Annotated in this window: 14 protein-coding genes; 3 read left to right on the top strand and 11 right to left on the bottom strand. The window is 53.3% G+C overall.

Features of this window, described 5'->3' with window-relative positions; all coding sequences use genetic code 11:
• Window positions 1-25: 25 nt before the first annotated feature.
• From KEHDKFFH_RS16545 to KEHDKFFH_RS16520, 6 genes are all read right to left on the bottom strand, one after another.
• Complete coding sequence (locus KEHDKFFH_RS16545) at window positions 26-1,276, bottom strand: replication initiation protein (RefSeq protein WP_146084226.1); 1,251 nt, start codon at window positions 1,274-1,276, stop codon at window positions 26-28.
• 224 nt (window positions 1,277-1,500) lie between these two features.
• A complete protein-coding gene (locus KEHDKFFH_RS16540; RefSeq protein ID WP_104322931.1) occupies window positions 1,501-1,824 on the bottom strand; it encodes a HigA family addiction module antitoxin in 324 nt (107 codons plus the stop codon).
• A 174-nt stretch (window positions 1,825-1,998) separates the two neighbouring features.
• A complete protein-coding gene (locus tag KEHDKFFH_RS16535; RefSeq protein ID WP_104322930.1) occupies window positions 1,999-2,610 on the bottom strand; it encodes a hypothetical protein in 612 nt (203 codons plus the stop codon).
• Window positions 2,611-2,727: 117 nt separating this feature from the next.
• Window positions 2,728-3,111 (bottom strand): hypothetical protein, encoded by a 384-nt coding sequence (locus KEHDKFFH_RS16530; RefSeq protein ID WP_104322929.1) that lies wholly within the window; start codon window positions 3,109-3,111, stop codon window positions 2,728-2,730.
• A 102-nt stretch (window positions 3,112-3,213) separates the two neighbouring features.
• The gene (locus tag KEHDKFFH_RS16525; RefSeq protein ID WP_158253207.1) at window positions 3,214-3,807 is read right to left on the bottom strand and encodes a helix-turn-helix transcriptional regulator; all 594 of its coding nucleotides are present in this window, start codon (window positions 3,805-3,807) and stop codon (window positions 3,214-3,216) included.
• Window positions 3,808-3,812: 5 nt separating this feature from the next.
• Complete coding sequence (locus KEHDKFFH_RS16520; RefSeq protein WP_104322927.1) at window positions 3,813-4,784, bottom strand: response regulator; 972 nt, start codon at window positions 4,782-4,784, stop codon at window positions 3,813-3,815.
• A 527-nt stretch (window positions 4,785-5,311) separates the two neighbouring features.
• Between KEHDKFFH_RS16520 and KEHDKFFH_RS16515 the strand changes: the two genes are divergently transcribed.
• From KEHDKFFH_RS16515 to KEHDKFFH_RS16505, 3 genes are all read left to right on the top strand, one after another.
• A complete protein-coding gene (locus KEHDKFFH_RS16515) occupies window positions 5,312-6,214 on the top strand; it encodes an alpha/beta fold hydrolase (protein WP_104322926.1) in 903 nt (300 codons plus the stop codon).
• Window positions 6,192-9,218 carry an ATP-binding protein gene (locus KEHDKFFH_RS16510; protein ID WP_104322925.1) on the top strand — a complete coding sequence of 1,009 codons (3,027 nt, stop codon included), beginning with the start codon at window positions 6,192-6,194 and terminating at the stop codon, window positions 9,216-9,218. Before KEHDKFFH_RS16515 ends, KEHDKFFH_RS16510 begins: the two co-directional genes overlap by 23 nt.
• A 177-nt stretch (window positions 9,219-9,395) precedes the next feature.
• Window positions 9,396-9,707 (top strand): hypothetical protein, encoded by a 312-nt coding sequence (locus KEHDKFFH_RS16505; protein ID WP_104322924.1) that lies wholly within the window; start codon window positions 9,396-9,398, stop codon window positions 9,705-9,707.
• 272 nt (window positions 9,708-9,979) lie between these two features.
• Here KEHDKFFH_RS16505 and KEHDKFFH_RS16500 read toward each other — a convergent pair whose 3' ends face one another.
• The 5 genes from KEHDKFFH_RS16500 to phnL are packed head-to-tail and all read right to left on the bottom strand — an operon-like array spanning window position 9,980 to window position 14,046.
• Window positions 9,980-10,828 (bottom strand): EamA family transporter, encoded by an 849-nt coding sequence (locus KEHDKFFH_RS16500; protein ID WP_104322923.1) that lies wholly within the window; start codon window positions 10,826-10,828, stop codon window positions 9,980-9,982.
• Entirely contained in the window at window positions 10,825-11,610 is a 786-nt protein-coding gene (phnP, locus tag KEHDKFFH_RS16495) for a phosphonate metabolism protein PhnP (RefSeq protein WP_104322922.1), read from the bottom strand. The genes KEHDKFFH_RS16500 and phnP overlap by 4 nt, the downstream gene beginning before the upstream one ends.
• Window positions 11,601-12,170 (bottom strand): phosphonate metabolism protein/1,5-bisphosphokinase (PRPP-forming) PhnN, encoded by a 570-nt coding sequence (gene phnN / locus KEHDKFFH_RS16490; protein WP_104322921.1) that lies wholly within the window; start codon window positions 12,168-12,170, stop codon window positions 11,601-11,603. Before phnN ends, phnP begins: the two co-directional genes overlap by 10 nt.
• The gene (locus KEHDKFFH_RS16485; RefSeq protein WP_104322920.1) at window positions 12,155-13,303 is read right to left on the bottom strand and encodes an alpha-D-ribose 1-methylphosphonate 5-triphosphate diphosphatase; all 1,149 of its coding nucleotides are present in this window, start codon (window positions 13,301-13,303) and stop codon (window positions 12,155-12,157) included. Before KEHDKFFH_RS16485 ends, phnN begins: the two co-directional genes overlap by 16 nt.
• On the bottom strand, window positions 13,300-14,046 hold the full coding sequence (gene phnL / locus KEHDKFFH_RS16480) for a phosphonate C-P lyase system protein PhnL (protein WP_104322919.1): 747 nt from the start codon (window positions 14,044-14,046) through the stop codon (window positions 13,300-13,302). The genes KEHDKFFH_RS16485 and phnL overlap by 4 nt, the downstream gene beginning before the upstream one ends.
• Window positions 14,047-14,057: the final 11 nt, after the last annotated feature.

The following is a 14,057-nucleotide window of genomic DNA, read 5'->3' as shown; positions in this document are numbered from 1 at the left end:
AACCAAGAAAATACGAAGACACGACTTAGCTGGTATCCAGCCTCACACTCTCACAATTCTCAGACACACTGCCTGAATCGGACAACATTCTAATCGTCCGCGCCGGCACTAGAGAGCGACCACGATCAAACAACAAAGGAACCAAAAGCGAAGCAGTTATCTGATAGACAGCATTTTTAACATGGGATTTGCCAGCGTTTAGACGCCGCTTTTCGACAAGAAAATCGACAACATTGCGGCCGGCCGGCGCGAGTAAATGTTTGTGTTTTGCAACGGTTTGGCGGGAAAGTCCTGAAGCTTCAGCAACTGCCTTCTGTGTCAGTGCAATCCCCTCAGCTTCAAGATTGGTAACGGCTGTCCGAATCCTCTCTTCGGTCTTCTTAACGCGCTCCTTGTGCGTGTACCTGGCTGCCAAACGCTGCTTCTCAGGCAGCGGTATTGAGCGATCTAACAGCATGGTGCCACGAGCACAATCGGCGGCGCCGTAATACTTTGACCAGGTCCAGCGAGTAATCGATTTTACCGTCGCACGAACCTGGCTCTGGCGAAGCTTGCCGGATTTGTAGTGACGTCCGGAAAATCGGTTCTTACTCCGTGCGTACTGCTCCACCCTCTTTATAAAGGAGCTTTCAGAGCCCTGTTCACGTTCCTGCCGCACGATCGCATAGGCAAAGAATCGAACCTGCTCGAACAACGTACAGTGTCTGGAGTGGCTGACGGTCTCCAGATCTGGAACGCCTCGCCATGGAGGTATGTACTCAAGGTCGCTCGCCGGCTGCAATTCACCAAGAGAGTATTCAGAATTATGAAGCTCCGTGGTCTGCCACCAGGGATGGCCCGGTGTCTTTGCCACAGGTCCGCTGTAAGCAAGATCCGCCTTTAATTTCAGCGCCATTGAGCGATAAACAGCTTTCAGGAAATCAATCGGTTGCTGTCGGGCTTCAGGGCCCGTAAGAACCGGTGTGATTGCATAAAAAAGGTGAGCACTGCTGGTTTCCGGGTTACGAACGATGAGGTTAGGAGGCGGTAACGCTGCGTCTTCCCAAATCATCGGATTGTTATGGTCTAAATCGAAAACCAGCCAAGAGACCACGTTCTTGCGATTGACCTGCATGTAAGGCCAATTCACCGCATTTGCCCTGGGTTTAACGTAAGCCGCGGTCTTATTGTCGGAACAGCGACACAGATAGGGCGCTTCGTCAAAAACACGAAGCAAAGACGACCCAGGCATGGAGAAGGCCTCGTTATCCGGCCTTACGTCAGGTGATGTTGCCACGCTGAATTCCCCTTTCCATGGGTGAATAGAGCGTGTAGAGAGGTGCTATCGTCATTCTCTACCCTTATTTCTTGCAAAAGGGAGCCATGACGCGCTATATTGAAGGCTGTTCGTGTGTTCCTTCGTTTAGCGCGGAGCTCGCACATCAGGCACTCAAGTTGCAGCTTGGTGCCCATTTTCTTGGAAAGGCCCGATTTACCAGATCGGGCCTTTTCTTTTGCCTGTTAGAAAAGCATATTTAGTTCCTGCTGAGACTTGGTTTCTGGCTCTACTAGCCGGGGAATACGAGACAACTCAGATCCCTTCACTTGATGTTGCCATCGATCATAATCAGCCTGCATTTCCAACCACTTCACCGCTGGAACCCCAAACCCTGCTTCCAGGCGCAGTGCCAAATCAACGGTGATGTCAGCCTCGCCTTTAATCAGGCGATAAAGCGTCATCCTTCCTATCTGTAGCGATCCAGCAGTTTGGCGCTTATTCAGTTCGTGGCGCTCAATTTCGTGTCCCAGATGTATTCCGGGGTGGATCGGGGCGGCGCTGCTCATTGTGCGGTTCCTCCGATGACAACCTTTCCGAAGTGTACCATACGCGATACATCGCGCAATCGTGTCACATGAGAAACAACCCAAGGAAGGTTTGTCACAACCCGATGACGGCGAGGGGCAACTGAATCGCGGCAAGGGGCAACCCAATGACGGCCAGATTGCACCGGAAAGGGCCTAAAACTTCATTTCAACACGATCGGCTTTTTCGCTGATTTCACGGGCCGCCTTTACATTTTGTTCTTCTTCAGCAAGGCGCGCCTCATGCTTCCACTTATTAATCAAATCCTTTGGATGACCCTTGTTGATGTCTGCACCGGCCCAGACAAATCCCCTCTGATCAGATCGTCTTGGTTGGGAGATCCCCACCGTAATGGTGGTATCACCCGCCGTCCGCATACCCTGGAACTGGGGTAAGGGCTTTCCGGTGAGAGTTTTCAGAGTGGTGGTATCCCACTCACAAGGTGAAATCGCGTACTTTTCACACAAAGCATCTTTGAATTCGTCGGCCTGGTTCATCGGCACTAGTTGAGCGAAATTGATGTCGTAGAGCTCGCCCGTTGGAAGTGACCTGGCAAAGAGAATCGCATCCTCTACCTCAAGTCTGTGAACTTGAAACCCGTAGTCCTTGCCCATCGGGTCATCAGAAGTGTCGAGCTCACCTTCTGTGAAATAGAGGTCAAGAGCTGAGTAATGATCACCAACGGTGACGCCTCGAATAGAATCGGCAAACGTGAAAGAGCTGGTGACGACCATGAGATTGGCCAAGAGAGCGCGTAATTTTTTCATGCCATTTCCCTTTGACAGTTTGAAAGCCGTCCAATGGACGCTTGGGTGAAAGTTCAAAGTGCTTTACGAGCGTTTCGTCACTAGCCGTCATAAATCAGGACTCCGCAAGGCCAGTGTTCAAGCGGGGATCTTCGCAAAGTGCTGCGCGCTGTTTGCACTGATTTCCAGTGCCCAGTCCCTAACGACTGCAAACGGAAGATTGCCGCCTTCCTCAGGCATCGTCGAAAGCACGTCTTCCACAAACATCCTGTGCAAACTCATGGCTAGGGTAGAGCAGCGGCCAATAGGTAGTTCGATTTCCTCGCCTGGAAATACAAGCGTCAAGATGTTTAGCGCAATGGCCTCAAGTGCGCCTTTTGAGGGGTTCGGGGAATGAAAAGATACAGAAGGATCCGTCGACACGATTTGATGAAAATTTGTTGTGAAGCCGCCCGTTCTTCCATCCCGAATACACACAAACAATGAGGTTGAGATGGAGCTTCCTTTCGTTAGAGCAATCATTAGTCCGTTTCCTCAATATATGTCCTTATATAGGAGGAGAGTTTATGTTACGGATTGTAAAGTGTCTGTAGTAAAAAACAGACAAAAAATGTCTTAAAAAACCTACAAGGTTTTATCCCGCAGCCGGCTACTGAGAAGAAAGATGCCGTTGCGTGTTTCCACACCGAGCTTTTCACACAAGCGGTTCACGTAAGAGCTAACCGTTTGTTGCTTTACCCCAAGGAAATCGCAGATCTCTTTATTCGTCATGCCGTCCCATATGAGATTCAGGGTTTGGCTTTCTCGCAAGGAAAGTGTGTCCATAGCGCTCACCGACGCCGACTTAGAGCTCGACAAAATGCCACCCGCAGCACCGCGACCTACTCTGGTGATCAGATGAATGGCTTCATCGAAACCTCTGTGAAGGTCGATATAGCCAGCACAACCTCTGGCAATCAAAACCTCTGGTGCAGAAACGATACCCAGGACGACTAATTCTGCCTGTGGAAACCGCTTTTTAATTTTTACGATGTCTCTGAACGAAGACTGTTTCAAAAGGTCCGAATCCACTAGGATCAGATCGGTGTCTTCTACGCTTTCCCACAACTCGCTCAAAGCTTCGATTTGATGAGCAACGTAAAAATCCGGCAGCTTGTTAATGCTGATTGCAAATGCATCGGCAAGAAGTCGGTAGGGGTAAATGATGGTTATATTCACGTAACTCATCCTGTAACCCCCGAATAGGCTTGAATGAGCAAATCCCCACGAAACCGAGTCTTATCTGCCTCCAGATCCAAACGGCCACCCAGATTTTCAAGCTCCCGAATAATTAGCAAGAGCAGAGCATTTTGCCGCAAGGTATTGGAGTCCCGATCACCACAGGGATCCAGGATGCTGTCTCCAAACGGGGCACCGGCATCGAAGGAAAGGGAGATGTTTTTTTCTTGATTTTCATGCTGGAAAAAGCGGCTACCCTGCCCTTCTGGACACCCTCGTAGCAGCATCCACCAATAAAAAAGAGCTCGCCGTGCAGGGTCTGGCAGTTCTGACCCTGTCAGCATTAGCGACTCGATCATCGACAGAAAATCTAGCGCAAGCTCTTGTTCTAGATTTTTATCAACAAGCAACAAATCGGACCAATCATAAGCCCGCGGCGTCGACGCAAGTTCTAAAACGTGAAAAAAAGTGGAGCACACATTGTGGTCGAAACCCAAGGCCGCACAGATCTGAGCAAGGTCCCGTTCTCTATCTTTCCGGATAATCGTCCATCGCTCACCCGCTGCAAATATGCGGCGTTTTTCTCTTTCTATCTCTTGCGAACGGCGCTCATGCGAGCGCTGGACAAATTCACGAACCTCAGCCGGATCCCACGGTTTTTCAAGGTAGCCGTCAATGCCGGCGTCATTAATACAATTCTGAAGCGGCGCGACATCAGCATAGGCTGTCATTACCAATCGCCGCATCTGCGGATATTTCTCGCTTACCTGCCTAAGAACTTGATCGCCCGTCATCCCCGGCATTCGCTGATCACTAATCAGCACGTCGAAATGCTCCCCAGCGTCCAACGCGCTCAATAGCTCTGCACCACCAGGAAAGGTTTTAACCTGAAAATCCTCGCCAAACTCCCAAGTGAAGGCTCTCAGTGCGCGAGGTTCGTCATCAACAAAAGCAACGGAAATCGGCAAGTCAGTCATAAGGCCGAATCCTCGATGCGGCTTTGAGCAACTGAAAGCGCCGAAAGCTGCAATACGCTCTTTATTGAAGCGGAGAGCCCGGCCAGGTCAGTTACTCGGGCAATTCCGAGGCGATTGACTGCAGCCTTAATATCTCCGGCACTGGGATTTTCCGCAAGCAGGATCCGATGCGTCGAAGTTGGCAAACGTGGAGGATTCGTCAGCCATGGCCTAGAAGGTTCGTGAAATATGAGAATGCCTCCAACTGATAGCGTTGGAAGCGGGCTTTCGTAGTTGTGAAATATGATGTTGTCGCAAGGAAGCTGACAACGAATCACATCAGGTTGCCCTGAAATGCAGTGAATCACACACAGTCCTTGTGGTGTTGTCTTTAGATAAAGACCCATTCTTCCGGATCAGCGAAGCTAAATCTGCTGACCAGTGCCCATTTTAGCGGTAGGTTATCCGGTTTTGTGGCTCCGTCCCCGGAAACTCCCGCCAAACTACCGTATCTTTGCACGCAAAGGAATGTAATAGAAGGTTTTAAGATGATAGCGCAGCCTCCCAAGGAAACGGGCATCAACGGCTTCAAATGCCTGGCATTTAACGAAAATGCTCCAGGCACACCCGTTGTTCTGATCCACGGCCTTCTTTGCTCTATCTATTTTTGGTGGCCCGATCATCTATCTGTGTTTGGTAATCGCCCGATCTTCATCATAGGCTTGCCTGGGCACTACCCGTCGGCCTCGATTCAATCTTCTGCGACACTCGACGCAGACAGCCTTGCCACCGCCGTTCTCGACCAGGTCAATTATCTTCTGGGCCCGACCGCACCATTTATCCTCATTGGGCATTCTACGGGAGCACACGCGGCCATCGCCGCAGCGGCAGTGGCGCCCGATCGTGTTCAAGGCCTCATTTCCATCGGCGGTGCAGTGACGGGAGAAGAGGAAGGTGGCATATACGCTGCTTTCCAGTGGATGGCCAATAAACTCGGCGCCTTCGGACGCGCGTTAATTTCGCCGGCATTACGAGCCAGTTCTCTCTCATTGGGCATTCACAGGTTGTTTATCGGTGATGTGCTCGCCGAACCCAAGAAGACCGTCAATACAACCGCGTTTCAAGCCTACCTGCCCTACTACTTTCCGGCTCTTCAAAAAATCAGCGGCGCATCGATGGGAGTGTACTTCAGGGATCTGGCAAACATGGACCTGAGCGACATAATCCCGAGCATTCAATGTCCGGTATTGGTAATGTGTGGAAACCGCGACCCCTATGTGTCCATTGAGCGCACCGATGAGCTGGCATCAATGTTTCCGAACAGCAATGTCGCGCTTATAGACGGGAGCGGCCACATGCCAATGTTTGAAAACTGGCCTCAATACGAGGCGGCCATCAAAACCTTCATGGCCAGGGTGGGCCAGAAAAATGATCAAGTCGCTTACGCGTAGCCTCGCTCAATTCAGCCCAGCTTTTGGCGATGTCTCGCATCTGAAGCATTATCGCCAGGCCTACAAACACAAGAATTTGGCGGATCGTGCGTACCTGAACCGGATCGGCTGCCTGATTTCCATCATCATTGTTACGCTTGGCATTCCGCTTGATTACGTGGTCTACCCCGAGAAATTTGTTCATTTTGCCTTCCTGAGAATCGCTGAAGTTGCGTTTCTTATGGCGATGTACGCCATAACGACCTTACCTCGCGTCCGGCCATACCTATTTTTGGTCACCGCGGCTTTTACGTCGTCGGTCATTCTCACAGTCGTAATCATCATCTACCAAACGGATGGAGCCACATCGACCTACTACGCTGGCATCAACCTCGTTCTGCTCGGCATCGGATTCATGCTGGGTCTCACCTTCAAAGAAGCGCTTTTTTATACCTTTCTCACCTTGGCAAGCTACTGGGCCGTAAGCGCTGCGTCCGGTATACCAGAAGGTGCCTGGCGCATCGTCATCAACAATTCCTACTTCATCTTCCTGACAGGCGTCGTGGCAAATATTGCTGCCTATTTTTCAGAGAGGGAGCGGTTCTACACGTTCTGCCAGGAACAGGAAATTCAGAGAAAGAACCAAGAACTTGAGGAAATGGATCGCCTCAAGTCAGAGTTCCTAGCCAATGTATCTCATGAGCTTCGCACCCCTCTAACCGTTATTGTCGGACCTGCAAAGCACCTTCTAGACACTGAAAGTGAACGCCTTTCTGAACAGGCCCGAGTTGTTATTGAGCGGATCGTAAGAAACGGCGCTCGGTTAATAAAACTCGTCAACGATGTTTTGGAGGTCATGTCTTTCGAATCTGGGAGAAAACAACCAAAGTTTTCCCCGTTAGCCTTTGATCAGATTGTTAGATCCACGGCATCACAGCTTTCGGCGTTATTCAGCGATGCAAACGGTAAGAGTTTAAAGGTCACGGTGAGCAATGACGTTGTTCCCGTCCTGGGAAGCGAGATGCAGCTAGAGCGCGTTTGCTTCAACCTTATTCAGAACGCCTTTAAATTTTCACCGGCCAAGGAAGGCGAAGTGTCTGTCTCGCTCATGAAGGACGACGATCATGCGGTTTTGACCGTCGCGGACAATGGCATAGGCATTGACCCAAAAGATCATGACGTGATTTTTGAGCGGTACCGCCAAGCCGACGGTTCACAAACCAGGCGCTACCACGGAACGGGCATTGGCCTGGCACTTGTCAAAGAGATTGTTTCATCCCACGGCGGCAATATCTTCGTCCAGAGTAAACTTGAAGCAGGTGCAACGTTCACTGTCTCGCTTCCACTGTGCCACCAAGACATCCCAGCTCCCTCAGTAATTGAGGATGATCGCTCGGATCTTTTACGAAGCGCAGAAGTTGATTATCTCAACTGCTTCAAGAAAGAGGTTCAAGGGAGCCAAAACAATAAACCTCTGTGCCTGGTGGTTGATGACGAACCGGATATGGCGGCTTACATAAGAACGGTGTTGTCCTCTGACTTCCAGGTTCAAATCGCATGCGACGCTTTTGAGGGGCAAAAGTTATTTGATCAACTGAAGCCAAGCTGCGTTATCAGTGACCAAATGCTTCCTGGCATGAGCGGAACAGAATTTGTGACTTGGTGCAGACGGCATCCCCACGGTCAAACCGTGCCCATCGTGATGCTCACAGCCAAAAACGGTCCATCAACAAAGCAAGCGGCCGCTGATGCCGGGGCGGATGCGTTCTTAATAAAGCCTTTCGATGCGGTTGAACTGCGACAATCACTCCACTATCTGGTGCGATCAACCACGAGGGCTCTGAGCGATCGTCCGACGCTGGTCATTGTTGAGGATGAAAGAGACATCGCCGCCGTTCTCATGGATCTTCTGCAGAGCAGTTACGACATTGAGTGGGTATCAGAAGGCGGCTCTGCGGTCGACGTTATCCGAAAGCTTCAACCGACGGCGATACTTCTCGACCATATGCTGCCTGATAAGGATGGTATCGACATTCTGAAAGAGCTGAAGGCAAGCAAGGATCTCAGATCTATTCCGGTCATCCTTCTAACTGCCAATACCAAAGGCAATGTCCGAGAACAGGCATTAAAACTGGGCGTAGACGATTTTCTGTCAAAGCCATTCTCTGGCCCAGAGCTTACCACTCGCCTGTTCAATCTGATTCAGCGAACCCGCCTAGAAAGGATGCTGGAAGCGAAGAACAACGATTTGGAAAGGGCCGTCAGCGATCTGAAAGCCAGCGAAGCCCAGCTTATCCATTCGGAACGGTGGAGGACCCTCAACCATTTTGCGGGGGGCCTAATCCACGAAATTGGTAATCCTCTCAACTACGCGCTATCGGCTGCCCGCGTCGCTGCGAGTCACAGCAGTGACACAGTACGTAGCGAGGCGCTAGCCGATGCCACAGAGGGCCTTCAAAGAATCCAGCTCATGATAAGTGAGCTGAGAGATTTTCTAGCGCCCACATCTGCTCATGAACTGGAATTGAAGCCCACACCCTTGTCCAAAGTGATTCAACGTGCCGCCAAGCTCAACGCCGATCGCTTGTCCGGTGTTGCTTTCTCGACTCAGGGAGTTGAGGTGAATGTCCTTGTTTCCGAGTCGGCTCTCATGCACGTTCTTGGAAATTTGATTGATAATGCTCTTGAAGCTCTTCTTGAGTCCTCGGCGGAGAATCCGCGCATTGAGATTGTTGGCAAACTTCGTGAGAAGGATCAGCACCTGATCTTATCCATTTCGGACAATGGGCCTGGCGTTCCATCCCATCTTGGCTCCCAGGTTTTCGAACCCTTTATCCACTCCAATAAATCCAGTGGTCTCGGGCTAGGCCTTTCCATCTGTAAAACGCTTGTTGAGAAAATGGGTGGCTTGATTGTTCTAGAACCAAGCCAGCTCGGCGCTACTTTCAAACTCACTTTGCCATTAGCGCAACAGGTGCTCCCTTCCTCCCCCCGCGGTAACAGAGACCGAGGTTCACTGAAATAGCCTGCCTTCTTGAGATTCAAGTTGTATATCCGATCCTGATTAATTCATATAAAATTAATCACATTCGTAAACAACTATAGATTTGGTCCTAGTTAAAACGGATTGAATTCTCTAACAAGTTGCACCACCGGACGCCGCCCCGCCTGCTGCGCCGGTGTGCAAAGAACGAGGCAGTCAATGACCACCGCGAAAAAAGCAGAGAGAACCCTTCAACAAGTCAAAATGCCAGATGACCTTCATCGATCCATTAAAATGAAGGCCGTCCAAGACGACGTCTTGATGCAAGAGGTGTTCGATGAGGCCATGGAGAAGCTGATCGCGGACCGAAAGACAACAAAAATTCAGTACCTCGCCTCTCCCCGTGAAGGAAAATCTCGCTCCTTTTGGCTACGAGATTCGATTCTTTCTAGTGTGCAGGCCGCAGCGGAAGAGGACAGCGTGCCAGTGAATCGTGTCGAATACACTGCGTTGGTTCGTTTCTTCGAATAGAACGCCTTTCGTTAGAGGTTACAGGCGAGCTATCTCGCTTTATAAACAAAAGCGAACATTCGAGTCGGGGCTTTTCTTCACAGACTCCAGGCCAATCAAAGTTCTTTCATCCAGTATGATTGGCAAAGCAAATTTCCGACGCTGAATGATTGCCATGGCAGAGGTGTTCGTGCTCGGTTGAGCTATTGATTCCTCATTTCATCCTCAAGCTGCCGATATCAGGTACTCACAGCAAATTACACATAGGGGATGGTCACAGATTGTTTTCGGTCTTAGAGCGCTAGTAATAGAAGGCCGGTGCAAATAACTGCAGAGCCTATAAGGCGCCTGCCCGTGTTCGATTTTTCACCAAACCAGTAAATGGAAGCGAGCGTTGCGAGCACAATTCCCGTATTCGAATAGGCAACGACTTCCGCGGAAGGTAAGAACCGCATAGCATGGATAACCAATGCATAGGCCAGTCCGATGCACAGCCCACCAATCACGATGATCGGAACCGGCAGTCTTTGTGGCGGCGTCCAACGACCCGTCTGCCGTCGCAATGCCAGAGTCAGCACCAGGAAGGCAGCACTGTATCCCACCGATACAAACCCGATGATCGCAGCGAACCCGGGCAATTGGCCGGTCGCCAGTTTGTCGGAAATGGAATACACGCTGGTGCATGCCATCGCCAGGAGCGCCCAGGGAATAGCGGCGCTCTCTCCGACCTCCGATTGACTGCCTGCCAGGATCATAAGCCCGGCAACACTGATCATAATGCCCAGCAAGCCCACTGGGCTGGGCGACTCGCCGGTCAGCATCAACCACCACAACGCAATCAGAACCGGTGAGCTGCGCACCAGCGGGTACACCATGGCCACGGGAGCGTGTTTGTAGGATTTCCATAAACTGAAAAAATACAGAGCATTCGCGGTGGCAGAAACAGCCATTAAACCCAGAAATGAGGATGACCAAGCATCGGCTTGCCAAAGTGCGTAAGCCCCCCAGGGAGCCAGTAGTACAAGATGCGCCAATAAAGCCCACCACAGCGGCCAGGCCGCGCCGGGCTGGTGCCGGGCGATCAGGTTCCAGAGCACGTGCATCAATACCGATGCAGCCAGGGCGGCCGTGGCGCTGATCATGTCGGGGAATGGCTGGTTGTGATGTCGAAGCTCAGCCCGTCCGCTGCCGGCGTCACATTTTTCGGCAGAGCGCTGGCATTTGCCATCAGCCAGCAGTCAGTTTCGTGGCCCAGATGGGTCAGCCAGCCCTGTTCCGCGCCACTGCGTTCAATCATTGCCAGGGCTGCGGTGACATCGTTGTGGTTCTGCGGTGTTTTGCCCGAGACATCAGCCGGTGGATGACTGCAATCCACGGCTATGTGGCTGGGACGCCAGCGGCTGAGAAAATCGTCCGTTACCTGTGGTAGTCCAAGCGTGTCGGTCAGGTACGCAAACCGAGCGCCGTTGCGATGGGCGATGGCGTAACCGAAGGTGAGTTTCGAATGATTCAACGGCAGCGGCGTTAGAATGAAATCTCCCAGTTCTAACGCCCCGAACGCACTCAGATCGAAGATGTCCAGAATGCCGGGGTGCTTGAACAGATCGGTGAAGCCACCTGGATCGGGTGGCCCGTAAACCGGTATCGACTCGCCTTTACCCCAGCGCAGGTGCAGCAACCCCTGAACGTGATCGGGATGGTAGTGGGTGAGCACAATGGCGCTCAGCTCACCCGGTTCGAAGCGATCGTGCAGGTCCATCAGCCCGGCATCCAGCAGTATCTTGTGGTTGCCGTCTTCAATCAGTGCCGAGCAGGGCCTCCGGACATGCCTATGGTTACCTTTTGCCCGCTGGCAGGCGAGGCAAGTGCAGCCAAACCGGGGAACACCGCCGGCGCCCCCGGTGCCAAGAAAGGTTACGCGCACGCGCCCTGTCTCCTGTGCTGGTTGATGATGGTCAGTAATCGTTGGCTAGCGGCGTCTGGCGAGTGGGTGTTGTCCACCCGCAGGTAGCCTGTCTCTGCATCCAGGTCGAACTGGCTGTTGCGGTTCAGCCGCAGTTCAATGTCTTGCAGTGTTTCCCGGCCGCGTCGGGCCAGCCGTTCCTTGAGCACCTCCGGGGCCACCTCAATCAGTACCGGACACAGTTCGGGGTAATTCTGTAACGCGGTCTTCAGATACCCCCTTGAGCCGTTCATCACAACGGTCAGGCCCTTGGCCAGCCATTGATTGATCTCGATACCAATACCGTAATGACAACCGTGGCTTGCCCAGCTCATGGCGAAGAGTCCGGCACGCTGGCGCGCCAGGAATTCCTCTTCCGTCAGGGCAACATGATTTTCACCACCGGCTGAAGCCGGCCGGGTAATGTAGCGGTGGGCAAAACAGACATCGGGCTCCTGACCCAGCTGTTGCCGGGCCAGGCTGATCAAGGTGTCCTTGCCACTGCCCGAGGGGCCCACGAGGTAGATCAGTGTGCCTGCCATCTGAGCACCTCCCGGCCACCGGACCAGACCTGGCGTGCCTGCGCGAGCAATCCGCTGCCTGTGATGGCAATCAGGTCCGCCCGCTTGCCTTGAGCAATGGTGCCCCGATCTTCAAGACCTGTGGCTCTGGCCGGGTTGCGAGTAACCAGAGCAAAAGCTTGCGGCAGCGAGAGGTGGCCGTTCTCTACAAGCCGCAGGACGGACGGTAACAGCGCCGCCGGTGAATAATCGCTGCACAGACAGTCGGCCACTCCTTCTTTAACCGCGTCCAGCGCCTTCATATTGCCGGACTGGGACGCGTTGCGCAGGATGTTGGGCGCACCAAACAGGGTGGAAAGGCCGTTATCCCGGGCCGCGACTGCTGTTTCAAGGTTAACCGGGAATTCCGATATGCGGGCGCCTAGGCCTTTCAGCACAGCGACTTTTTCAGCGCTGTCGTCATCGTGGCTGGCTAACGGGACCTGGTGATGCCGGGCCTCGCCGGCAAGCTTTTCCATGCGGGCCATGGCACCCCGAGCGGCGGCGCGTTTCTGGTCCAGAATGGCATCCACGTCATCGGCGGATGTCTTGTAGGTTTTGGCCAGATAAGCCCGATAGGCTTCCACATCGCGGAACTGGCCCTGGCCAGGGCTGTGGTCCATAAAGGACAGCATCTGCAGGGAACCCTCTGCCAACAGGGCATTCAGGATATCCGGGGCGCTTTCATCGGTCACTTCGTAACGGGCATGCACCCGGTTATCCACCATGCCGTTGGGCCGGTGTCGGGCCATGGCCCGGGCCAGGTCGGCGGCCACCGCGTTGTTCCGAACGCCAAGTTCGTGGTTGGCAAAAGACAGCGCGTGGTAAACGGTGGTGATGCCTGCCACGGCGTTTCGTTTGTCCGCCAGGGCTGCGGCCAGCTCGAATGGAAAATGCACGTTGGGCCGGGGCTCGGCTTCTTTTTCCAGCGCATCGCAGTGCAGGTCGATCAGGCCCGGTGCCAACAGGCAGCCCTCTAGGTCAATGTGTTCTGCTCCATGCGTGTCCGTCGGTCCGATGGCGGCAATGGTGCCGTTTTCGATCAACAGGTCGGCCCGCTCTTCAACGGTGTCTTCCAGAACAAGTCGGGCGTTGGTCAGTAATTGGCGTCTCATGACTGTAAGGCCTCCGGGGCAGGGGTTGAATGGCTCAGGCTTTGGGGCGGTGCCAGCCGGTATTCGGCATCGGCCAGGGCGGTAACCAGTTCCGGGTCGTGGAAAATGGCGACCATGGCCACTCCGGCCTGCTTGAATTCCCGCAGCAGTTCGATGACTTGCCCCGTAGTGTTTTTGTCCAGGCTGGCAGTCGGCTCATCCAGCAGGAGTAGGCGGGGTTTGGCAATGAGGCCCCGTGCCAGGTTGACCCGTTGCTTCTCGCCGCCGGAGAAGGTAGCCGGTGGCAAACGCCACAGGCGCTCCGGCACGTTCAGGCGCCTGAGTAGCTCACGGGCCTGTGCCAGGGCATCTGCAAGGGCCATACCCCGCAGGATCAGTGGTTCTGCCACGACTTCGTCCGCCGGGCGTCGCGGTACGCAGTGCAGAAACTGGGTCACAAAGCCCAGTTCGCTCAGGCGCAAATGCAACATGTCCTGTTCGCTGATCCGCGCCAGGTCGACGACCTCGCCATCGGCCCGACGAAAATGGATGCTGCCCTCGCTGGGCAGATAGGTGCGGTAGATGCACTTCAGTACCGACGATTTACCCGCACCGGTGGGCCCGGTCAGGGCGGCCAGCTGGCCGGGAAACGCACGCATGTTGACGTCCGAACAAGACGGAACGAGTTCGTCCTGTGCGTGCAGGCGAAACTGTTTGGCCAGGCCCTGAACGTCGAGAATGGGTGTTTCAGAGATGTTTGTCATGGGTTTTTGCC

The organism is Marinobacter maroccanus (genome assembly GCF_002933275.1).
Lineage (GTDB): Bacteria > Pseudomonadota > Gammaproteobacteria > Pseudomonadales > Oleiphilaceae > Marinobacter > Marinobacter maroccanus.
This window is presented reverse-complemented; position numbering and strand designations above follow the sequence as displayed.